The organism is Phocaeicola sp. GP0067, from assembly GCF_031119655.1.
In the GTDB taxonomy this organism is placed as follows: Bacteria; Bacteroidota; Bacteroidia; order Bacteroidales; family Bacteroidaceae; genus Phocaeicola; species Phocaeicola vulgatus.
In genome coordinates this window covers 115,482-137,384 of the sequence record NZ_JAVHZY010000012.1, presented here as the reverse complement: position 1 = coordinate 137,384, position 21,903 = coordinate 115,482, and the positions used below count along the sequence as shown (strand labels likewise).

Genomic DNA, 21,903 nt, shown 5'->3' with positions numbered 1-21,903 from the left:
CAGGGTTATATTCTTTTTTTGTCGGAGAATGCAAGAAAAGGGCAGAATGATTTTATCTCTCAAAAATACTTTTTATCTTTGCAGTTGCTATGACAAAGTATATATATCTTTTTTATATCTTGTTAGGCGTATGCCTGTTGGCGGGCTTTGGTTCCGCATTTGATAGCGGACAGGAGCACGATGTGGTTCGTACAGTTGGTTTGGAAAACAGTGCGGTGGCGTTGTGTAACATATCTGAAAGTAATAATGGGCAGGAAAAAAAAGAGATAAATAATGAAAGCTACCATTTTTATAAAGTCGGTATCGGCGGTGCAGCTACCTCTTTTTCTTTTCGCACCTTGTGCTCTTCTAAAATTCTGCGAACTCATTCCTCTGCTTCCGTCATAGCCAAGTTGGCCAGATTCTTGAAAGTACTTCTTCCTGAAGAAAAGCAAATTTCTTTTTCACCTATTCTTTATTTTACTCAATATTCCTGTGAATACTATATTTATCAGTTGAGGCGTATTCTTATTTAGTTTATTTTTTCTTCTCGGCAAGGTCTGTTTTTTATATCTTACATTTTTTTGTTTTTATATTTTCATAATGGGAACTGGGGTGGATGCTTGTTTCTTTTATGAACGGTGTTATATGTTAATAACTAATATATAATGGAATTTTTATTGGACTTTATACTTCACATTGACCAATATATGATAGATATTGTTCAAGAATATCATACTTGGGCTTATGTCATACTGTTTATAATCATTTTTTGCGAAACGGGATTGGTTGTCACTCCATTCCTCCCCGGAGATTCTTTGCTTTTTGTCGCGGGAGCTATTTCGGCTTTGCCCGATATGCCTTTGGAAGTTAATATTCTCGCTTTGGTTTTATTTCTTTCAGCTGTGTTGGGCGATTCCTGTAATTATATGATAGGACACTTTTTTGGAAATAAACTTTTCAATAATCCCGATTCCCGTATATTTAAGCAAAGTCATTTGGAAAAAACACATGAATTTTATAAAAAATACGGAGGAAAGACCATCATTCTCGCCCGTTTTGTACCTATAGTCCGTACATTTGCTCCTTTTGTAGCAGGTATGGGCAAAATGCATTATTATTATTTTATGGTGTATAATCTGATAGGGGGAGCTTTGTGGGTTGGTATTTTCTGTTATGCCGGTTATTTTTTCGGTGATCTTCCATTTGTACAGAAAAATCTGAAATTGCTGATTGTGGCTATTATTGTCGTTTCTATATTGCCTGCCGTTATAGAAGTAGGCAGGAATAAGTGGAAAACTCGCCATTACTAAAATCAAACATATCAAAAACAATTTATTCAAATTACATTTATGAAAAATTCTTTTTTTAGTCGATTTACACCTCAAGAACCTAAGTTTTTCCCTATGTTGAAACGTTTGTCTGAAATCCTGACCTCATCATCGGATTTATTGGTAGAAAGCATGCAGCATGATAAGCCGGAAGAGAGAGAGGACTATTACAAACGCATCAAAGATATGGAACGTGAAGGTGACAAGCAGACTCATTTAATTTTTGACGAATTGGGAAAAACTTTCATAACCCCTTTTGATCGTGAGGATATTCACGATTTGGCATCAACTATGGATGATGTAATAGATGGGATTAACAGTTGCGCCAAACGTATCACGATCTATAATCCCCATCCCATTGCTAATAGTGGAAAAGAGTTAAGTTTGTTGATACAGCAAGCGGCTGTTTATATAAGTAAGGCAATGGACGAATTGGAAATTTTCCGTAAAAAGCCTACTGAATTAAGAGCATGTTGTACAAAATTGCATGACATAGAGAATCAGGCGGATGATGTATATGAACTCTTTGTTAAGAAACTATTTGAGGAAGAAAAGGATTGCATAGAACTGATTAAGATCAAGGAGATAATGCATGAATTGGAGAAAACGACCGATGCGGCAGAACGGGTAGGAAAAATCTTGAGAAACCTGATTGTGAAATACGCATAAAAGCAGAAGGTACAATATGGAATTATTAGTGATTATTATTACGTTGGCTTTGATTTTTGACTATATTAACGGATTTCATGATGCAGCCAATTCAATAGCCACCATTGTGTCAACCAAGGTTCTTACTCCGTTCCAAGCGGTGATATGGGCGGCATTTTTTAATTTTGTTGCATTCTTTATTGCTAAATGTATAATCGGAGGGTTCGGAATAGCCAATACTGTATCCAAGACAGTAGTGGAACAGTATATTTCCTTGCCGATTATTCTTTCGGGGGTTATTGCAGCTATTGTCTGGAATCTGTTTACATGGTGGAAGGGGATTCCTTCTTCTTCTTCGCATACGCTGATCGGAGGTTTTGCCGGTGCTGCTATTATGGCTCATGGTTTTGATGCCATTCAGCTCAATATTATTTTGAAGATTGCTGTTTTTATCTTTTTGGCACCATTTATAGGGATGGTTGTTGCTTTTGGATTCACGTTGCTTGTCCTTCACATTTGTCGTCGTGCACATCCGAATACGGCTGAGATGTGGTTTAAGAAATTGCAGCTTGTTTCTTCGGCTTTGTTCAGTATAGGGCATGGACTGAATGATTCCCAGAAGGTAATGGGTATTATTGCTGCTGCCCTGATCGCTGCTCATTCGGAAGGGTTAGGAATGGGAATAAATAGTATCAATGATTTGCCGGATTGGGTGGCATTTTCTTGTTTTACTGCCATTTCTTTAGGAACAATGTCAGGCGGATGGAAGATTGTGAAAACCATGGGAACTAAGATTACCAAAGTAACTCCTTTGGAGGGAGTTGTTGCGGAAACTGCTGGCGCATTTACATTGTATCTGACAGAATATTTGAAAATACCTGTAAGTACAACCCACACCATTACAGGAGCTATTATCGGAGTGGGTGCTACTAAGCGTCTTTCAGCCGTCCGATGGGGAATAACAAGAAGTCTGATGACGGCTTGGGTGTTGACTATTCCTGTCAGTGGAATATTGGCCGCTGTTATTTACGGAGTAGTTACTCTTTTTTAGGATGACCGGATTGTAGGCTGTTCTAGAAAATAAAGATCTGTCGTGACCGAGGTGACTGGGAAGTTACCTCGGTTTTGTATACATACCCATTTGTAGGTAAAAAGTGGATGAAACTAATAATAAATATAAAATGTTATTGTGAGTTTGTTATTTGTTTCTATTTTTGTAGTGGTCTTACTGAACACAAAAATGAGAGAAAACGCAAAAGGCAGGATTTTTATAGCATGGCTGTTGTTAATGACGCTTATGCCATTTTTCATGGTGAAGACTTTTCACCACCATGAAGAAGATGCCGTTTGCCATTCTGATAGTGGGAATTCTCATGATTCCTCTCATCAGTGTCCCGTGTGCAATTTCACACTTTCACCTTTTACACAAGTTGAAACATTACAACTTCATATTGTTCTTCCGGTTTTTGATTATCAGCCGGAAATAACAGTGGATAAGGTTTGTCAGGTTAAATCTTATCCTTATTATCTGCGTGCACCTCCCGTTTGCTGATTCACATAGTATCTTTTATTTATTCACAACATCAAATGATTGTAATTTATGCGTATCAGATATGTTTCGGGTACGCTGGGAATGTTTTTTACCTTGTTTTCAAATGCACAGGTAGTTTCTGATACGATTAAAAGTGTGGATTTATCCGAAGTGGTGGTGACTGGATCTTACCGACATGCTCAGGAGAAAAAGACTACCCTGACACTCGAGTTGTTTCAGAAAGATTATTTGAACCGGCATTTTACCGGTAATTTGGTACAGACTTTGAAAAATGTTCCCGGTGTACACTCGATGGATATTGGTGCGGGATTCTCCAAACCTATGATTCGTGGTTTGGGATTCAACCGTATTGCCGTATCCGAAAATGGAATAAAACAAGAGGGGCAACAATGGGGGGCCGACCATGGACTGGAAATTGATGCTTTTAATGTAGACGAGGTACGGATTCTGAAAGGTCCGTCTTCACTGCTCTACGGCAGTGATGCGATGGGAGGTGTCATCGAAATCCTTCCTTTGCTTCCACAAAAAGAGAACCGATTTTTTGGTGAGGCTGCCTTATTGGGAAAATCAGTGAACGGCACTGTGGGCGGTTCACTGATGCTAGGTATTGAGAAGAATGCATGGCTGGTCAGAGTACGTTTTTCAGAACAGCACTATGGAGATTATCATGTACCGGTCGATACCATTGTATATCTTACCCAGTTGGTGCCTGTTTACGGTCGTAAGCTGAAAAACACCGCTGGGTTCGAGCGCAATGTTTCTGTCATGGGAGATTATAGAAAGAGGTTTTATCAGATGAATATTGCTGTGAGCAATGTTTATCAGAAGATGGGCTTCTTTCCCGGTGCTCATGGCATTCCTGATATTTCCCGTTTGGAGGATGATGAGAACAGCCGTAATATTGAATTGCCTTATAGCAAAGTGAACCATCTTAAAGTAACCACGCATCAACAGTATCTTTGGAATGGGATACAACTTTCAGGTGATTTCGGCTATCAGTTCAATCATCGGGAGGAATGGAGTGCTTTCCATACCCATTATGACACTCAGGTGATGCCTGCAAAGGATCCGGATAGGGAACTGGTGTTCAAACTGCATACATTCAGCTCCTCTTTGAAGCTGCGGTTGTCCAGTTCTTCTTCCTGGGAGCATATGGCAGGGTGGAATATGCAGATACAGAAAAATGCGATTGGCGGATATTCTTTTCTGCTACCGGAATACAAGCGTTTTACTACCGGAGCTTTTTGGCTGACGACTTTCCGATTGGATAATCAGTTGTCTGTAACTGGTGGGATACGTTATGATCGGGGAAGGATTGATATAACGGCATTCGAAGATCCTTATTTGGTGGAGTATCTGCACAGACAGGGATATGAAGAAGAGGTAATACAGGCATATCGTTGGCGAAGTTATCCGGTGGACAGGGCTTATGGTAATTATTCCTGTTCGGCGGGAGTAGTGTGGACACCCGCTGCCGGTCATCTTCTGAAGATGAATGTGGGACGTAGCTTCCGTTTGCCGGGAGTCAATGAATTAGCATCCAACGGAGTGCATCACGGAACTTTCCGTCATGAAAAAGGGGATGCCACTCTTTCTTCGGAACAAGGATGGCAGATTGATGCTTCCTATACCTTGGCTTATAAAAAAATGGAACTGGTTGTTTCATCTTTTGCCAGTTGGTTTGATAATTATATTTATTTGCGCCCTATGGGAGAATGGTCTGTATTGCCCCATGCTGGACAGATTTATCAATATAGTGGCGCACGTGCTTTGTTCATGGGTGGTGAGATAAATTTCAATATGGATTTTCTACGCCATTTTAATTATCGTTTAGTCGGTGAGTATGTCTATACTTATAATCGTGACGAACATACGGCTTTAAGTTTTTCACCTCCTGTATCCATGCGTAATATTCTGACATGGAATAAAAAAGATTTTCAGTTGTATGCTGAACTTCAAAGTATAGCTTCGCAGAACCGTATAGCGAGGAATGAAGACCGCACACCCGGAGCTTGTTTGATTCATCTGGGTGGGAGTATTCATATACCTATGGCCAAGGCGGATATTGAAATATCTTTGGGCATTCGTAATTTGTCGGATGTGAAATATTACAATCATTTGAGTTTTTATAGGAAAGTGGAAATCCCTGAACCGGGAAGAAGCTTTCAGATTTCGATTAAAGTACCATTTAAACAATTATTAAAATGAAAACAAAATTTTATTTTCTTGTAATCAGCCTTTTGGCTATATGCTCTGTTTGTCTGCCTGCGTGTGATAATGATGAAAAAGGGGATGTAACAAAGCCCGTGATCGATTTGATAGAACCCGAAGAGGGAGCGGTGTTGAAAATTGGTAATGGGAAAGGGGTACATTTTGAAATGAATCTGTCAGATGATGTGATGTTGAGATCGTATAAAATCAATATTCATAATAATTTTGACCACCACGGACATGATTCCCGGGCAGCCGGAGAGAAAAACACAGTTTTTACTTTTGACAAGGTATATGATGTTTCCGGTTTGAAGAATACAAAAGTACATCATCATGATATTGTTATTCCGGCCGATGCTGCTCCCGGAGATTATCATCTGATGGTATGGTGTACCGATGCGGCGGGCAATCAGACAGAAGTGGCTCGTAATATTGTCTTGAGTGCGGACGGAGGTACTGAAACGGAACATGATCATGATCATGAGTGATTTTTTGTATTAATCGTATTGTGTGTATTAATTGTCTGGTGGCGGTCGATGTGAATCGGCCGTCACTTTATTTTGTTAGATGTCGCCAAAGAATAATTTTCTTTCAGGAGGTAATAATCCGTTTGTAAATAGAATATTTGTTCTATAAATAGTGATAATTGTAGCTCTATTTTCTTTATTTTTAGTATATCTTGTTTGATATAACTGCCTTTAATACCTTTGCAACAGGTAAAAACAGAAATATATAACTCTAAAAAGATAAAGATTATGGCTACAAAAAAATTACATTTCGAAACATTACAACTTCACGTAGGACAGGAACAGCCAGACCCGGCTACGGATGCTCGTGCAGTTCCTATTTATCAGACTACATCTTATGTATTTCATAACTCGGCACATGCAGCCGCACGTTTTGGTTTACAAGATCCGGGTAATATTTATGGGCGTCTGACTAATTCCACACAAGGTGTTTTTGAACAACGTGTGGCTGCATTGGAAGGGGGAGTGGCAGGACTTGCGGTAGCTTCCGGGGCTGCTGCCATTACTTATGCGTTTCAGAACATTACTCGTGCAGGTGATCATGTTGTAGCTGCAAAGACTATTTACGGAGGTACTTATAACCTGCTGGCGCATACGTTGCCGACTTATGGTGTGACTGCTACATTTGTGGACCCTGGTGATCTTTCTAATTTTGAGAAAGCTATTCAGGAGAATACAAAGGCGGTGTTTATCGAGACTTTGGGGAATCCTAATTCGAATATTATAGATATAGAGGCTGTGGCGGAAATAGCACATCGCCATCACATACCTTTGATTATTGATAACACTTTTGGTACTCCTTATCTGATTCGTCCCATCGAGCACGGAGCAGATATTGTGGTACATTCCGCTACAAAATTTATTGGTGGCCATGGAACTTCACTGGGTGGCGTGATTGTTGATTCAGGTAAATTTGACTGGGTGGCATCAGGTAAATTCCCTCAACTGACAGAACCGGATCCTTGCTATCATGGGGTGCGTTTTGTAGAGGCGGCAGGTCCGGCTGCTTATGCTGTCCGTATTCGTGCTATTTTATTGCGTGATACCGGTGCAACTATCAGTCCGTTTAATGCTTTTATTCTGTTGCAGGGATTGGAGACACTTTCATTGCGTGTGGAACGTCATGTAGAGAATGCGTTGAAAGTGGTGGAGCATTTGAAAAATCATCCGAAGATCAAGAAAGTAAATCACCCTTCCTTGCCGGAACATCCTGACCATGCTCTGTATCAGCGTTATTTCCCCAATGGAGCTAGTTCTATTTTCACTATCGAAGTGAAAGGTGGTCAGGAAGAAGCACATCGTTTCATCGATAGTTTGGAAATCTTTTCTTTATTGGCCAATGTCGCCGATGTGAAGTCATTGGTTATCCATCCTGCCAGTACCACTCACTCCCAGTTGAATGCGGAAGAATTGGCGGAACAGGGTATTTATCCGGGGACAGTGCGTTTATCAATAGGTACGGAACATATAGATGATTTGCTGGCCGATTTGGATCAGGCATTAGCTGGAATTTAATAAGATATACTATATATAGAATAAGGAATATTACTACAATATAAAATCAATATATAGATAAAAAGTGTATGCCGGAGGTTTGTGTAAAGATACATTATACAGGCTTCTGGCATTACTTTATTTTTACTGATAAAAAAGGATAGATCATTAATCCAAATAGGATTCTTTTTTGTTATTAAAAAAAGCATCTTTGCGGAAGTGGGATTTCAAAGGCTTAATTTAAAGAGTTTATGGATACCGTTTCTTTAACTTAAATACAATGGTTATGAATCTAGTCCTTGCTATTATTCCGGTATTGTTATTGATTATCCTGATGGCGTTTTTTAAAATGTCCGGTGACAAAAGTAGTGTGATTTCCCTTGTCGTTACTATGCTGATTGCTTTTTTCGGCTTTCATTTTCCGGTAAACGATTTGCTGTCTTCTTTTCTGTATGGTGCATTGAAAGCTGTTTCTCCTATTCTGATTATTATTTTGATGGCGATATTCAGCTATAATGTTTTATTGAAGACTGAAAAAATGGAGATTATCAAGCAACAGTTTTCTTCTATTTCTACCGATAAAAGTATTCAGGTATTGCTGTTGACATGGGGATTTGGCGGCTTGCTTGAAGCTATGGCAGGATTTGGTACGGCAGTGGCTATACCTGCGGCGATTCTTGTCAGTCTCGGATTCAAACCGGTCTTTTCGGCAACAGTCAGTTTGATTGCCAATAGTGTGGCTACTGCTTTTGGGGCTATTGGTACACCGGTCCTGGTATTGGCGAAAGAAACGAATCTGGATGTGCTGGTGCTAAGCGCCAATGTCGTGTTGCAGCTTTCGGTACTGATGTTTCTCATTCCTTTCGTATTGCTGTTCCTGACCGATCCGAAGTTAAGATCCTTACCTAAAAATATCTTCCTGTCTTTGTTGGTCGGTGGTGTGTCGTTAGGCAGCCAGTATGTTGCCGCCCGTTATATGGGGGCGGAATCTCCGGCTATTATTGGAAGTATTTTATCCATCATTGTTATTGTGGCCTATGGCAAACTGACTGCTTCTAAAGAGGAAAAAGCAAGGAAAAGCACATTGAAAGGGCTAGAGGTACTGAATGCGTGGAGTATCTATCTTCTTATCTTGTTCTTGATTGTTCTGACTAGTCCGTTGTTTCCCGGTTTACGTACAACACTTGAAAATAATTGGGTGACTCGTATCAGTCTTCCGATTAATGATTCAACTATGAATTATACGGTTTCTTGGCTGACCCATGCGGGAGTTTTACTTTTTGTAGGCACGTTTGTCGGCGGGCTGATACAGGGAGCCAAGATATGGGAGCTGTTTGCTGTACTCTGGAATACGGTAAAGCAGTTAAAGAAAACTTTTATCACGGTAATTTGTCTGGTGAGTTTGTCCACTATCATGGATACGGCAGGTATGATTTCAGTTATAGCCACTGCTTTGGCAGTTGCTACAGGAAGTCTTTATCCGTTGTTTGCCCCTGTTATAGGTTGCCTGGGTACCTTTATTACGGGCAGTGACACTTCTTCAAATATTTTGTTCGGCAAATTACAGGCTAATGTGGCCGGGCATATTCAAGTAAGTCCCGACTGGTTGTCGGCAGCCAATACGGTGGGGGCGACAGGTGGAAAAATAATTTCTCCGCAAAGTATCGCTATTGCCACTTCTGCCGGAAACCAACAGGGAAAAGAAGGAGAAATCCTAAAATCCGCCATTCCATATGCATTGGCGTATGTGTTGATAACCGGAGTGATTGTTTATATTTTCAGCTGATAATCGTTTGTAAATTCAAGAGGGCGTTTTAATATTGCCTGTTATGGATTGAAATACCCTGTAAACGAGGATCAACTGTTGAAAAATCGTAAAAAAAGAGATGGATAGGAGATTTATTGCCAAAAAAGAATTTAATTTGAACCGTTTTATAATTTATAAAAAAAAGAACATGAACGAATTAATTGCTAAAATCAAAGAATTGAACGAAGCTTTTATGTCTGATGCAGCATTGCAGATTGAAAAAGGTAACAAAGCTGCAGGAACACGCGCACGTAAAGCATCATTGGAATTGGAAAAACTGATGAAAGAATTTAGAAAAGCATCTTTGGAAGCTTCTAAATAATCCTTCATTCGTCTTTTAAAGATTTTTATAAGCCATCCTTCGGGGTGGCTTTCTTATTTTCTACCAGGTTTTGCTTTTATTTCGGGGGATAATTGATATTTTTGTATTTTTATTGGTGGGTGGTTAACCTAAAGGAAAAGGGATGTTTATGAAGAATATGTGTCTATTGCCTGTATGGGCGGTTTTATTGATTATAGCAGGGACTTTCTTTTCTTGTGAAAAGAAGAAGGATATGGCTATATACCGTCAGGCGGATTCTTTGAACTTGCTTTCTTATCGTATGCGCTATAAAAATTTGGACACAGCGTGTAAAGCGGCGCATGACGCCTACAAACTGGCGGATGGATTCCCCTCCCTGCGTGCCGGGGCATTGAATAATCAGGGTTTCTGCGCCTTTATCCACATGGACTTTGAAAAAGCCGAAGATCTTTTTCTTCGCGTATATGAGGAATCAAACAATGAATTGGAATGTTTGATAGCAGATATCGGTATGATGAAAATTTGTCAGCGTACCGCCATGAACAAGGAGTTCTATGATTATCGTAACAGTGCGTTACGGCGTATGAAGCGTATCAGTGATGACCGTTCTGCTATAACCGATCCCGGAGAGCTGGAGCGGCTTAATTATGCCCGTTCCGAGTTTTCCATTGCTTCTGCCATCTATTACTATTATTTGCAGCAGGAACAGCAGTCTTTGGAGGCGATTAATGAAATAAAAGTAGACGAGGCGCTGGAAAGTGATACTGCCCAATTGCTCTATTATTATTATATGAAAGGGTCTGGCGGTATGTATGAAGCGGATACACCGCAGGATGTGGTATTGGGTGAGTTTAACTATCTGATAGAATGTCTGGGTATCAGCAGGGAATACGGGTATGTCTATTTCGAGGCGAATGCATCTCAGGCAATGGCAGAATTGCTGAAAGAGAGGAAAAATTTCGATTTGATAATGGAAAGGCGTCCCAATGTGATGCGTGCCATCAATAACGAGGACTTGTCGTGGGAGGAATTGACCATGCGTTTTGCCTGGCAGGCTTTGGATTTGTTCAAAAAATATGGAGATTTGTATCAGATTTCGGGTACATACCGCACTTTGGCGTCGTGCAGCAACGAGCAAGGCAGGTATGAAGACGCGCTGCATTACTTGTCGGAAGCACTGGGGTACGTCAATCGGCATCACGAGAAATATTACCATTGTACGGATACCATGGACAGGCTACGTCCGTATGTTCCCATGGCTACCACTTCCATTGAACTGGAATGGATTAATGACGATGGTATAAAAAGTGTTCCCGAATGGATTGCCCGTTTCCGTGAACAATTGAGTGTAACATATGCAGCGTTAGGAATGAAACCCCAGTCGGATTATAATCGTAATATTTATCTGGATATTTTGGACTACACCCGCCAGGACAAAGAATTGGAGAGCCGTTATAATGCGTTGGAAAAGGAATCGGAGGCCTTGAACGGACTTCTGGTGGTCGTGGTGATTGGTATCGTTGTCCTTATCATTCTATTTTGGATATTGAATAAAAGATGGCGTGTGCGGAATGCTCTTTATATTGATAAGTTGAAACGTACTTTGGAAATATGCCGTAAGATAACGGCTTCCGTACCCATTGATGCGGGGGAGATAGAGGATGTGACAAAAGCGGTAGTTGCCTCGGTGAAAGAGGATATCCTTTCGTTGGTGGGAGCGACGGACTTCCGTATTGTGGCTGAAAATGGAGAGGGGAATGAGGTGCCGGGGCAAGGGATTTGTACAAGTTTTATCTTGAATATTCCGGGCAGGGAACAACCTTTGGGCGAGGTGCATCTGTATTCGGAGCACAAAATGAAGAAAGATGATAAAGCACTGATGAGGGTCATTACACCTTACATTTCGTGGACACTGGAGAATGGACTGGCTTTTATTTCGTTGGGCGATGAACGGAAACGGCTGGAAAAGGAGCAATATGTCCATGAACAGCATTTGGCGGAGAATAAACGGCAGAATCTGGTGAAGAAAGCCTGTCTGTTTATTGTCACAGGCATTATGCCTTATATAGACCGCATCATGAATGAAGTGCATAAACTAACCGCACACAACTACATTCAGAACGAAGAAATAAAAGAAAGCAAATACCGTTATATCGACGAACTGATTACCCGTATCAATGAGTATAATGATATTCTGGCCTTATGGATTAAGATGCGGCAGGGGACACTGAGTTTGAATATAGAGAATTTTGAGTTGAATTCCCTTTTTGATGTACTGGTAAAAGGGCGTAAGACTTTCGAGATGAAACAACAGACTCTGACCATAGAGCCGACTGCCGCCATTGTGAAAGCGGATAAGGCTCTGACGCTTTTCATGATAAATACATTGACGGAAAACGCCCGTAAATATACGCAGCCGGGAGGAAATGTTTCTGTTTATGCGCAGGAAACGGAATCTTACGTGGAGATTTCGGTGAAAGATGACGGTCCGGGACTTTCACAGGAAGATGTGGAGCGTATTCTGAGTGAGAAAGTTTATGATTCGGGTAAAATCGGATTGCAGACCAGCGAAAATGTCAGCGAATTGCAGAAGAATAAAGGTCACGGTTTCGGTTTGATGAATTGCAAAGGCATTATTGATAAATATAAGAAGACCAATGAGATATTCCGGGTCTGCCTGTTCCGGATAGAAAGTGAATTGGGGAAAGGCAGCCGTTTCTATTTCCGTCTGCCCAAAGGAGTGCGCAAAACGTTGATGTTGGTGTTGGTCGCTTTTCTTCCTGTCCTGGCAGGATGTAATGAGGGGAGGGAGAAAGATGGGAAAGCGGAACAGCTCACTGTCAATGATTCCATTCAGCGATATGATAAATTATTGGCTGTTGCGAATGAATATGCATACGATGTTTACAATTGTAACATTGATGGATTATATCAACAGGCATTGTGTTATGCGGACAGTGCTCTATATTGTTTGAATAAGCATTATATTATGTATTCGGGCAGCAAAGGGCCTTTGTTGGAATTGGAAGGAGAGGGGGTAGCAGCGGATTTAGATTGGTTCAACCGGCATTTTGATACCGATTACTATGCCTTGCTGGATGTTCGCAACGAGGCAGCAGTCGCCTTTTTGGCTTTAGGTAATCTGGAGGCTTATCGTTATAACAATAATGCTTATACGGCGCTGTACAAACAGATCAGTGAGGACACTTCATTGGAGCAATATTGCCGCCAGATGCAGCTTTCTGCCAATAATAAGACGGTGGCTATCATTCTTTGTGTGGTTATTTTGTTGGTATTGCTGGTGGGATATTATATTCTGTATTTCCGCCACCGTTTGATTTATCGTTATAACTTGGAACAGGTGTTGGAAATCAACAAGCAGGTGTTTTCGGCCTCTTTGCTTGACGGAAGAGCCGACCGGGATATTGCTGCAAGTCTGGTCAATGATATGTTTGAGACGGTGAATGAGTTGCTGCCCGTTGATGTGTTGGGCGTAGCGGTTTATAGTGAAGACAACCACAGCTTGAATTATGCTTTTTCACCGGTGGAGGATGAGAATGAAGAAATGCGTGAGATGATGGCTCGTAGTTTTGACGCGAAGACACCTTATTGGCGTGAGAAAGATAGGGTAAAATGTTTGCCCTTGTGGGTGGAAGCAGGTAACGAGAATCGTTGCACGGGTGTGCTGGCATTGAAAATCGCTTTGCCTGTGGAGCGTGAGGACGACCGCTTGATGCTGGAGCTTGTGGCCGGATATGTAGCCATCATTGTATATAATGCAGTGGTACTGATGGCGCAGAAATATCGGGATATAGAAAGTGCGCAGGATGATGCGCGCCGAGCCATACGGGAGGAAAACCAGTTGCATGTGCAAAATCTGGTATTGGACAATTGCTTGTCAACCATTAAGCATGAGACAATTTATTATCCTAACCGGATAAAACAGATTATCGACAGGTTGAACACCCGTCAGGCTGGAGAAAACGAAGCTGTGCAAGTAGAAACGATTGGTGAGTTGATCAGTTATTATAAGGATATATTTACTTTGCTGAGTTCATGCGCCGCACGTCAGTTGGAAGAAATTACTTTCCGCAGAGGTGTTGTGAAAGCCGGCGAACTGGCCGATTATGCGGTACGGTATATAAAACGTGCTGGAAAACGTATGCCGCATCGGGTAGAACTGAGGACGGAGGTGGAACATGTTTCCGTATTGGGAGATGTCATTCAGCTGAAGTTTATGTTGGAGAATTTAATAGATGAAGCGCTATCATACGAGGTGGATGGTGTTTTGGAATTGTGTATTTATAAGGATAAGGATTTTGTGCGGTTTGATTTCCGCGATACGCGTCGCGAAAAGTCGCAGGAGGAGTTGAACTTGTTGTTCTACCCGCATCTGTCTCGTATGAAGCAGGGGCAGGAAGGAGTTCTGACCGGTACGGAATACCTTATTTGTAAGCAGGTGATTCGTGACCATGATGAATTTGCCGGAAGACGCGGTTGCCGTATCAATGCGCAGCCTGCCGCTGAAGGAGGGTTCACCGTATGGTTCACCCTGCCTGCCCGTTGAATGTAGAATGTAAAAAAACAATGCATATTATGGAGAATAATAGATTTAAAGTCATCATTGTAGAGGATGTCAAACTGGAATTAAAAGGAACGGAAGAGATATTCAGACACGAAATTCCGAATGCGGAAGTCATCGGAACGGCTATGACTGAGAATGAGTTTTGGGAATTGCTGAAAGTGCAGTTGCCCGATATGGTTTTATTGGACTTGGGCTTGGGGGGATCGACTACCATCGGTGTGGAAATCTGTTCTTCTTTACGGAAGAACTATCCGGATATGAAGGTGCTGATTTTTACTGGTGAGGTATTGAACGAAAAGTTATGGGTGGATGCGCTGAATGCGGGTGCGGATGGTATAATCCTGAAGACGGGAGAGTTGCTGACTGCCACAGATGTACAGGCGGTGATGGATGGCAAGAAACTGGTTTTCAATTATCCCATTCTGGAGAAAATAGTGGCACGTTTCAAGCAGTCGGTGGCTCAGGAACAGCGCAGGCAGGAAGCTGTCATTAATTATGATATTGATGAATATGATGAGCGTTTGCTTCGCCATCTGGCCTTGGGGTATACCAAAGAAATGATTACTAATCTGAAAGGGATGCCTTTCGGGGTCAAATCCATAGAGAAGCGTCAGAATGAATTGATAAACCGTTTGTTCACATTGGATGAAAGAAGTGGTGTCAATGCCTGTCGATTGGTGACCCGTGCTTTCGAGTTGCGGATTCTTGACATTGATAATTTGGAACCGGATGAAGAGTAAATATTATTTTCCTCATACCGCTACTGTGTTTTTTCTGCTGACGGTAGCTGTAGCCTTGTTCTCATGGATAGGAAGTATTTATGGGCTGGGGAAGGTGCAAAGCCTGCTCAGTCCCGAAGGAATCCGGTGGGAATTGAGGCATGCTATGGGGAATTTTGTCCAGACACCGGCATTGGGCATAGTAATGATGCTTTTTTTAGGGTTCGGCATTACGGTTCATTCCGGGGTATGGGGTACGTTGGGGAGGATAGTGAAAAGAGGAAAGCCCATTTCCCGTAAGGAAAAACGTGCGTTGATATTGGCAGGTTGTATACTGCTTGTTTATATCATAATGATTATTTGCACCACTTTTGCTCCATGGACTATGTTGCGTAGCGTGACGGGATCTCTCACGAACTCTCCGTTTCAAAAAGGGATTTATTATCTCATTTCGTTTGGTGTGGGATTGTCGGGTATGGCTTTCGGTTATGCATCGGGACGTTTTCGGGATGATAAGGATATAATAAAAGGTATGTCCTGTCTCTTTTCTCGTTTTGCCGATTACTTTGTGGCGCTTTTTTTTATAGTTCAGTTCTTTTCTTCATTGATGTATACGAATTTGGTGGAATGGGTTGGAATAGATTCATATATAGTGTCTTACGCTTTCCATATTTGTTGCTATTTACCTTTTGCTTGGATGCTGAATAAAAAAAAAATAGATTGTTAATGCAAAAAAGTTGCGGATTCTTTTGGTAATTTCAATAAAAACCGTACCTTTGCACTCGCAATTAAGGATGGTTCCGTAGCTCAGCTGGATAGAGCAACGCCCTTCTAAGGCGTGGGTCTTGCGTTCGAATCGCAACGGAATCACATAAAAAAAGCTGTATCTTCTGAGGGTACAGCTTTTTTTATGGAAATATTTAAAAAGGATTTATCTATAAGCGGGGCTATGGAAAAGATCTTGTCCATATCTATAAACCTTTCCCGTTGGATAGTTAAGGGTTTTCTTCCTGTTTGTTCTATCTCCGCAAGCCTTTGGAGTTAACTCCATAGCCTTGGGAGATAACTCCAAAGCTTATGGAGATAACTCCAAAGGCTATGGAGATAACTCCAAAGGCTATGGAGATAGAATACATCCGTATAAAAAGGTTTAACCTGGAAAGAGAAAAGGCTTATGCAACAGGAACAGATGCAATACATTGTTGTTTAATTCCGCTGGCGGGCTATTACTTTTTCTCAGTTTCTCCGCCCTTTGGGCTTCATGGCAGCGGAAAGATTGAACCGGTTAAAAAGTCATGTTAACCCTTTTTGTACGCGTAACTTCCATGTATGCAGGCGAGGGGATGGATAACCATCATTTTACTGAGGTGCATGATATTTATGTAAAGGATTTGAAATGCAAAAAGGTGAATGTAGCTGCATTGGTGCTTCAAGGTACAGAGGAGAAGCCTATTTATAACGTGACTTTTGATAACGTGGATGTGGATAAAGCAGGGATAGGTCTTGGTTTCTCGAATACGAAGACAATTGGGGTTTCTAATTGTAATTTGGGAGGTTATGTTGGGGTGCCGTCTACAGCCAGTGCGAAAGATGGTATATTCGATAAATAGATTTGTTTGACTTCTTGGTTTACTTCGCCGATTCCTTGAAAGATTCTTGTTACGCTGGAATGACAGAGTAAAAGGAAAGCAGGAAACCGTTTCCGGACAGGCTGGGGGAGGATTTTTCATCCCTCAGCTAAACAAATGTTTTTATAGATGGTTCTATAAGTAAAAAGACGATAATTATGAGTACAAACGAATTTGCCCGAATTTTATTGACTTGGATTAAGAGTTTTCTATCATGGATAGGCATCCCGCGCGATAGGTTGAATGAACTGGATGAGATTATTTTCTTGATCCTGATTGTGGTTATTGCTTTTGCTGTAGGAGCTGTTTTTCATTATTTATCTGTGCGTTTCACACGGAAGGTGTTGAAATATAAAAATATCAGTTTTTTAAGTTCGTTGATAGAATACAATGCCTTGCGGAAAATGTCTGCGGTCATTCCGCCGCTTATTATATCCGCTTTGTTGCCGTTTGCGTTCGACTATCGTTCTACTTGGTTTACTGTCAGTGAAAAAATCACTTGGATTTATTTCTTTATCGCTTTGTTGTTTTCGGTCAATGCCGTGTTAAACTCGGTAGGTAATGTGCTGATGAACAAGGAGCAGTTACAGAATCGTCCGATGAAAGGTTTCATACAGATCTTTCAAGTGATTTTTTCGTGTGTTGCCATCATTGTCATCATTTCCATATTGATTAATAAGTCGCCTCTCAACCTGATTACCGGACTGGGTGCTTTTGCTGCCGTACTGATGTTGATTTTCAAAGATACCATCCTTGGCTTTGTGGCGGGGGTACTGCTTTCCGAGAATGATATGGTGCATATCGGCGATTGGATTGAGATGCCGCAGAATAATGTGAATGGGGTGGTGATGGATATCACTCTGAACATTGTGAAGGTTCAGAATTTCGATAATACGATTGTCACTATACCTCCTTATTCATTAGTCTCCGGTTCATTTATCAATTGGCGTGGAATGACTGAATCGGGCGGGCGGCGTATTATGCGCGAGTATGCATTGAAACTGGATTACATACAACCCTGTACTCCTGAATTTTTGGAGAAAATGAAGAAGTTTGATGCTGATTTGGCCGACTTTATCACAGAAAAGCAGAAACAGGCGGCTGAAGGAAAAGTAGCGAATACTGACAATCCGGCCGGATTGGTAAATGGAACCATCGATACGAATGTAGGGCTGCTTCGTGCTTATATGACTCTCTATCTGAAGCGCCATCCTTTTATCAGTAAGGACCTGTTGCTGATGGTGCGCACATTGGCTCCTACGGAGAATGGCCTGCCCGTACAAATTTATTGTTTCTCGTCCAATAAGAACTGGCCTAGTTATGAATCTATCCAAGCGGAAATCATGGAACATTTTGTTTCTGTTCTTCCCGAGTTTGGATTGTATCCGTTCCAGAATCCTACTGCCAGAGATTATGTAATCAGTGGTTTGATAGAGTCTGGCAAGGACCTTTCTACTGTAGACGGAATTCCTTGGCATTCGGTCTTGCCAAAGGAAGAAAAGGTATAGTTAGGGATTTAAACATTTATTAATGACTTGCGGTTGAACAATTCTTGTTGCCGCCGTGTTATATAAATGTGTTTTTCATAGTATTAGATTAAAGGTTGAAGATTGCAATCGGCTTGAGAGAAGTAGTTGCATCTGAAGTAGAAGCGTCTACTATAAAAAATATAGAAAGGTTGTTCCTTACGGGACAGCCTTTTTGTTTTGTTAAAAGAAACCATTCACTTTAACTTGAAATGTTAAAGGAGTTGTTGCTTTTATTAAACAATACTATAATTTCTTCTTAACGCTTCTTTAAATTTGCAGATAGCAGGAAAGTGTGTATATTTGCATGTGTGTTTTTCATAGTATTAGATTTAAGGTTAACAAAAGGTTGGAGCAAGGCGTTGCTCCTTTTTTTATGGAGTAACGTGAGGAGTACATCTGCTGTCCGGTTCCGATATCCGATACAGAACCACAGAGAAGAATCCGTGCAATGTATTCCTCTCCGTGACTGTGTAACTTAATTCTGCATTTTTAATGCAAGAGGCAGGCTGAATTAAATAATCTCGATGCCTTGCTTCCGGCATAACTCCAATCCCACATCCTTTAACTTGAATTTCTGTATCTTTCCGCTGCCCGTCATGGGGAACTCATCAACAAAGAAGATATATTTAGGAATTTTGTAACGGGCTATCTTGCCGTCGCAAAAGTCACGTATATCGAATTCGTTCATTTCCACCCCTTCGTGCAAGATAATGAATGCGCCTACCGCTTCTCCGTATTTCTTGGAGGGGATACCGGCTACCTGTACATCTTTTATTCCTTCCATCTGATACAGGAACTCTTCTATTTCCCGTGGATAGATATTCTCTCCGCCACGGATAATCATGTCTTTTATCCGTCCTGTGATACGATAATTACCTTCTTCGTCTTTCACTCCCAGATCTCCTGAGTGGAGAAAGCCGTTCCGGTCTATCACTTCGGCGGTTGCTTCGGGGTTTTTGTAATACCCCTTCATGGTGTTATACCCTTTGTTGCACATCTCGCCTTGTACGCCTATGGGACATTCCTCGCCAGTTTCCGGATCGATCACTTTTACTTCCGTAAACTCGAAATCACGGCCCACCGTGTTGCAGCGTACATCAAACGAATCGTCGATGCGGGAGGCTGTCATGCCGGGAGAAGCTTCTGTAAGCCCGTATACACTGGTGACCTTCATAAACATTTTCTCTTCCACACGTTTCATCAGTTCCACCGGACAGAGTGAGCCTGCCATAATGCCGGTGCGCAGACTGGACATATCGAACATATCAAACATGGGATGGTTCAGCTCGGCAATGAACATGGTAGGAACCCCGTACAAGGCCGTGCAGCGTTCCTTGTGGACGGAGGCAAGTACCAGCAGCGGGTCAAAACGTTCCACCATCACCTGCGTGCATCCGTGTGTAAGGCAGTTCATGGTGGCTAATACCACTCCGAAGCAATGGAACAGGGGTACACAGACACATAGTTTGTCATCGGAAGTGAATTTCATGTGCTCACCCGTCAGGAAACCGTTGTTGCTGATGTTGTAATGGGTGAGCATGACTCCTTTGGGGAAACCGGTTGTGCCCGAAGTGTACTGCATGTTCACCGTGTCGTGGCAGTTCACCTTCGCTTTTGCTTCCAGCAGCTCGTCATCGTCTATGTTGCATCCCAGAAGCAGAATTTCGGCGGTGTTGTACATACCCCGGTATTTTTCGGGGCCGATGTAAATCACGTTCTTCATGCAGGGGAAACGTTTGCTCTTCAGATATCCGCGCTGGCTGGTCTTTAGTTCGGGCAGCATGGCGTAGACCATATTTACATAGTCGTCATTGCCACGGTCTCCGTTTACGATACACAGCGTGTGCATGTCCGAGTTCTGGCAGAGGTATTCCAGTTCTGCCTGTTTGTAGTTGGTATTTACTGTTACGGCCACGGCGCCGATTTTGGCGCAAGCGTACAGAAAGGTCAGCCAGTCGGGCACATTACCCGCCCAGATTCCTACATGGGTTCCCCGTTTCACGCCGATGGCGAGCAGTCCTTTGGCCATGTGGTCTACACGCTCGTTAAATTGTTTCCAGGTGAAGCGCAGATTGCGGTCGGAATATACGATATATTCTTTATCGGGAGTGGTGAGGGCCCAATGTTCAAGCCAGTCACCCAAGGTTCTCGTGCTTAATTCCATCATAAATCAAATAGGAGTATAGATAACAGCCAATATTTTGGCGGCTTGTCCTTGATATCCGTGTACGTGGTGCGGAACGATAGAATCATAATAAATACTGTCTCCGGCTTTAATCAGATGGCATTTTTTACCGTGGCATACTTCGACGGCGCCTTCCATGACATAGATAAACTCTTCACCTTCATGCGAGGAGAGTGAGAAGTGGCTTTCCTCCGTCGGTTCCACGTCTACGATGAATGGTTCCATATGCCTGTCCGCTTTTGATTTTGACAGTGAGTGGTAGCGCATATGTGTACGCAGGTCCATTGCATTGTTCGAGAAACTGATAGTATCCTCACTCTCTTGTTTCCGGCAGATTACTGCTCCTTGTTCTTCCTGGTCGTCCAGAAAAGTGCCCAGACGTACCCCTAACGCGCGGGCTATCTTGATGAGGGGAGCCAATGAAGGAAGATCTACATTATTCTCTATTCGTTCTATTTGTTCTTCGGCAAGGCCAGAGCGTACGGCCAGTTCGGCCACACTGATTTCTTTTGTTTCACGTAGTGATTTTATTTTTTCACCAACAATCTTTGTGCTGTCCATGGTTTGTTTTTAATAAGTTTGCAAAGTATAAAGTGCAAATATATAATAAAAAAGAATTGGGCACTCTGTTTTTGTTCTGAATATGTAAAAAAGGCAGGTTAGCGACGAATTGCCGGTCATTTGTCATTAACCGTCGGTAAGTTTCGAATATTTGTGTTTTTTGTTCTATCTTTGTTCTCGAAACTTAATTAAAGACTAAAACTTATGTTCTCAGGGATTGTAGAAGAATATGCGGAGGTGGTGCGTATTGTAAAGGAGCAGGAAAATCTGCACCTCACCTTGAAATGTTCGTTTGTGGACGAACTGAAAATAGACCAGAGTATCTCTCATAACGGTGTGTGCCTGACTGTAGTCAGTTTACAGGATGGAACGTACACGGTTACCGCCATGAAAGAAACGATAGAGCGTTCCAACATCGGCTTGCTGAAAGTGGGAGATAAAGTGAATGTGGAACGCAGCATGATGATGAACGGGCGGCTGGACGGTCATATTGTGCAAGGACATGTGGATCAGACTGCCGAATGTATGGATATAAAGGATGCTGAAGGGAGCTGGTATTTTACTTTCAGATATGCGTTTGACAAGGAAATGGCAAAGCGCGGCTACATCACGGTGGACAAAGGCTCGGTTACGGTGAATGGTGTGAGTCTGACCGTTTGTAACCCTACGGAGGATACTTTTCAGGTTGCCATCATTCCTTATACTTACGAACATACCAATTTCCATACTTTTAAAGTGGGAAGCATTGTGAATATAGAGTTTGATATCATCGGCAAATATTTAAGCCGCATGATGCAGTTCTCCTGATTCTTTTACCGCAGGTTGCACAGATGATTGTTGAAGATG

General features: G+C 41.9%; 20 protein-coding genes and 1 tRNA gene. 19 read left to right on the top strand and 2 right to left on the bottom strand.

The features are described 5' to 3' along the window. The first annotated feature begins 89 nt into the window (after positions 1-89). The 18 genes from RE317_RS11535 (at position 90) to RE317_RS11450 (ending at position 18,290) form a co-directional block, all read left to right on the top strand. On the top strand, positions 90-515 hold the full coding sequence (locus RE317_RS11535; RefSeq protein ID WP_005848064.1) for a hypothetical protein: 426 nt from the start codon (positions 90-92) through the stop codon (positions 513-515). 132 nt (positions 516-647) lie between these two features. After that, positions 648-1,292, top strand: coding sequence for a DedA family protein (locus RE317_RS11530; RefSeq protein ID WP_005848062.1), 645 nt, complete (start codon positions 648-650; stop codon positions 1,290-1,292). A 39-nt stretch (positions 1,293-1,331) separates the two neighbouring features. Then, positions 1,332-1,979 carry a DUF47 domain-containing protein gene (locus tag RE317_RS11525; RefSeq protein WP_008667234.1) on the top strand — a complete coding sequence of 216 codons (648 nt, stop codon included), beginning with the start codon at positions 1,332-1,334 and terminating at the stop codon, positions 1,977-1,979. A 16-nt stretch (positions 1,980-1,995) separates the two neighbouring features. Further along, positions 1,996-3,009 carry an inorganic phosphate transporter gene (locus tag RE317_RS11520; RefSeq protein WP_005843796.1) on the top strand — a complete coding sequence of 338 codons (1,014 nt, stop codon included), beginning with the start codon at positions 1,996-1,998 and terminating at the stop codon, positions 3,007-3,009. A gap of 138 nt (positions 3,010-3,147) precedes the next feature. Then, complete coding sequence (locus tag RE317_RS11515; protein ID WP_005848059.1) at positions 3,148-3,510, top strand: hypothetical protein; 363 nt, start codon at positions 3,148-3,150, stop codon at positions 3,508-3,510. A gap of 48 nt (positions 3,511-3,558) precedes the next feature. After that, complete coding sequence (locus RE317_RS11510) at positions 3,559-5,718, top strand: TonB-dependent receptor (RefSeq protein WP_005848058.1); 2,160 nt, start codon at positions 3,559-3,561, stop codon at positions 5,716-5,718. Next, positions 5,715-6,209 carry a DUF4625 domain-containing protein gene (locus RE317_RS11505; RefSeq protein WP_005848057.1) on the top strand — a complete coding sequence of 165 codons (495 nt, stop codon included), beginning with the start codon at positions 5,715-5,717 and terminating at the stop codon, positions 6,207-6,209. Before RE317_RS11510 ends, RE317_RS11505 begins: the two co-directional genes overlap by 4 nt. A 267-nt stretch (positions 6,210-6,476) precedes the next feature. Continuing rightward, the gene (locus RE317_RS11500) at positions 6,477-7,763 is read left to right on the top strand and encodes an O-acetylhomoserine aminocarboxypropyltransferase/cysteine synthase family protein (RefSeq protein WP_005843805.1); all 1,287 of its coding nucleotides are present in this window, start codon (positions 6,477-6,479) and stop codon (positions 7,761-7,763) included. A 265-nt stretch (positions 7,764-8,028) separates the two neighbouring features. Next, positions 8,029-9,528: an L-lactate permease gene (locus tag RE317_RS11495; RefSeq protein ID WP_005848056.1), complete on the top strand. Its 1,500-nt coding sequence runs from the start codon at positions 8,029-8,031 to the stop codon at positions 9,526-9,528. A 169-nt stretch (positions 9,529-9,697) separates the two neighbouring features. Beyond that, positions 9,698-9,871, top strand: coding sequence for a histone H1 (locus RE317_RS11490; RefSeq protein WP_005843810.1), 174 nt, complete (start codon positions 9,698-9,700; stop codon positions 9,869-9,871). 148 nt (positions 9,872-10,019) lie between these two features. Further along, positions 10,020-14,417 (top strand): DUF5113 domain-containing protein, encoded by a 4,398-nt coding sequence (locus tag RE317_RS11485; RefSeq protein ID WP_005848054.1) that lies wholly within the window; start codon positions 10,020-10,022, stop codon positions 14,415-14,417. Positions 14,418-14,446: 29 nt separating this feature from the next. Continuing rightward, positions 14,447-15,175 carry a DUF5932 domain-containing protein gene (locus RE317_RS11480; RefSeq protein ID WP_005843813.1) on the top strand — a complete coding sequence of 243 codons (729 nt, stop codon included), beginning with the start codon at positions 14,447-14,449 and terminating at the stop codon, positions 15,173-15,175. Continuing rightward, positions 15,165-15,881: an AbgT family transporter gene (locus RE317_RS11475; protein ID WP_008667241.1), complete on the top strand. Its 717-nt coding sequence runs from the start codon at positions 15,165-15,167 to the stop codon at positions 15,879-15,881. The genes RE317_RS11480 and RE317_RS11475 overlap by 11 nt, the downstream gene beginning before the upstream one ends. Before the next feature lie 69 nt (positions 15,882-15,950). Beyond that, positions 15,951-16,024, top strand: a tRNA-Arg gene (locus RE317_RS11470). Positions 16,025-16,209: 185 nt separating this feature from the next. Further along, complete coding sequence (locus RE317_RS11465) at positions 16,210-16,308, top strand: hypothetical protein (protein ID WP_229095051.1); 99 nt, start codon at positions 16,210-16,212, stop codon at positions 16,306-16,308. Continuing rightward, positions 16,274-16,456, top strand: a complete 183-nt coding sequence (locus tag RE317_RS11460) for a hypothetical protein (RefSeq protein WP_005843816.1) — start codon at positions 16,274-16,276, stop codon at positions 16,454-16,456. Before RE317_RS11465 ends, RE317_RS11460 begins: the two co-directional genes overlap by 35 nt. Beyond that, positions 16,450-16,764: a hypothetical protein gene (locus RE317_RS11455; RefSeq protein WP_016270339.1), complete on the top strand. Its 315-nt coding sequence runs from the start codon at positions 16,450-16,452 to the stop codon at positions 16,762-16,764. Before RE317_RS11460 ends, RE317_RS11455 begins: the two co-directional genes overlap by 7 nt. Positions 16,765-16,940: 176 nt before the next feature. Continuing rightward, on the top strand, positions 16,941-18,290 hold the full coding sequence (locus RE317_RS11450; RefSeq protein ID WP_005843823.1) for a mechanosensitive ion channel family protein: 1,350 nt from the start codon (positions 16,941-16,943) through the stop codon (positions 18,288-18,290). 532 nt (positions 18,291-18,822) lie between these two features. Here the strand turns inward: RE317_RS11450 and RE317_RS11445 are convergent. Then, the gene (locus RE317_RS11445; protein WP_032934748.1) at positions 18,823-20,475 is read right to left on the bottom strand and encodes an AMP-binding protein; all 1,653 of its coding nucleotides are present in this window, start codon (positions 20,473-20,475) and stop codon (positions 18,823-18,825) included. Positions 20,476-20,481: 6 nt separating this feature from the next. Next, positions 20,482-21,057, bottom strand: coding sequence for a helix-turn-helix domain-containing protein (locus RE317_RS11440; RefSeq protein ID WP_005843827.1), 576 nt, complete (start codon positions 21,055-21,057; stop codon positions 20,482-20,484). 204 nt (positions 21,058-21,261) lie between these two features. Here RE317_RS11440 and RE317_RS11435 point away from each other — a divergent pair, with 204 nt between their 5' ends. Further along, on the top strand, positions 21,262-21,864 hold the full coding sequence (locus RE317_RS11435; RefSeq protein WP_005843829.1) for a riboflavin synthase: 603 nt from the start codon (positions 21,262-21,264) through the stop codon (positions 21,862-21,864). The last annotated feature ends 39 nt before the right edge of the window (positions 21,865-21,903 follow it).

Excerpts from the sequence above, each read along its gene's own strand:
- RE317_RS11485 (WP_005848054.1), top strand. The coding sequence starts at position 10,020 with ATGAAGAATATGTGTCTATTGCCTGTATGGGCGGTTTTATTGATTATA.
- RE317_RS11500 (WP_005843805.1), top strand. The coding sequence starts at position 6,477 with ATGGCTACAAAAAAATTACATTTCGAAACATTACAACTTCACGTAGGA.
- RE317_RS11450 (WP_005843823.1), top strand. The coding sequence starts at position 16,941 with ATGAGTACAAACGAATTTGCCCGAATTTTATTGACTTGGATTAAGAGT.
- RE317_RS11475 (WP_008667241.1), top strand. The coding sequence starts at position 15,165 with ATGAAGAGTAAATATTATTTTCCTCATACCGCTACTGTGTTTTTTCTG.
- RE317_RS11525 (WP_008667234.1), top strand. The coding sequence starts at position 1,332 with ATGAAAAATTCTTTTTTTAGTCGATTTACACCTCAAGAACCTAAGTTT.
- RE317_RS11435 (WP_005843829.1), top strand. The coding sequence starts at position 21,262 with ATGTTCTCAGGGATTGTAGAAGAATATGCGGAGGTGGTGCGTATTGTA.
- RE317_RS11490 (WP_005843810.1), top strand. The coding sequence starts at position 9,698 with ATGAACGAATTAATTGCTAAAATCAAAGAATTGAACGAAGCTTTTATG.
- RE317_RS11480 (WP_005843813.1), top strand. The coding sequence starts at position 14,447 with ATGGAGAATAATAGATTTAAAGTCATCATTGTAGAGGATGTCAAACTG.
- RE317_RS11445 (WP_032934748.1), bottom strand. The coding sequence starts at position 20,475 with ATGGAATTAAGCACGAGAACCTTGGGTGACTGGCTTGAACATTGGGCC.
- RE317_RS11510 (WP_005848058.1), top strand. The coding sequence starts at position 3,559 with ATGCGTATCAGATATGTTTCGGGTACGCTGGGAATGTTTTTTACCTTG.
- RE317_RS11505 (WP_005848057.1), top strand. The coding sequence starts at position 5,715 with ATGAAAACAAAATTTTATTTTCTTGTAATCAGCCTTTTGGCTATATGC.
- RE317_RS11530 (WP_005848062.1), top strand. The coding sequence starts at position 648 with ATGGAATTTTTATTGGACTTTATACTTCACATTGACCAATATATGATA.
- RE317_RS11520 (WP_005843796.1), top strand. The coding sequence starts at position 1,996 with ATGGAATTATTAGTGATTATTATTACGTTGGCTTTGATTTTTGACTAT.
- RE317_RS11455 (WP_016270339.1), top strand. The coding sequence starts at position 16,450 with ATGTTAACCCTTTTTGTACGCGTAACTTCCATGTATGCAGGCGAGGGG.
- RE317_RS11460 (WP_005843816.1), top strand. The coding sequence starts at position 16,274 with ATGGAGATAGAATACATCCGTATAAAAAGGTTTAACCTGGAAAGAGAA.
- RE317_RS11535 (WP_005848064.1), top strand. The coding sequence starts at position 90 with ATGACAAAGTATATATATCTTTTTTATATCTTGTTAGGCGTATGCCTG.
- RE317_RS11495 (WP_005848056.1), top strand. The coding sequence starts at position 8,029 with ATGAATCTAGTCCTTGCTATTATTCCGGTATTGTTATTGATTATCCTG.
- RE317_RS11440 (WP_005843827.1), bottom strand. The coding sequence starts at position 21,057 with ATGGACAGCACAAAGATTGTTGGTGAAAAAATAAAATCACTACGTGAA.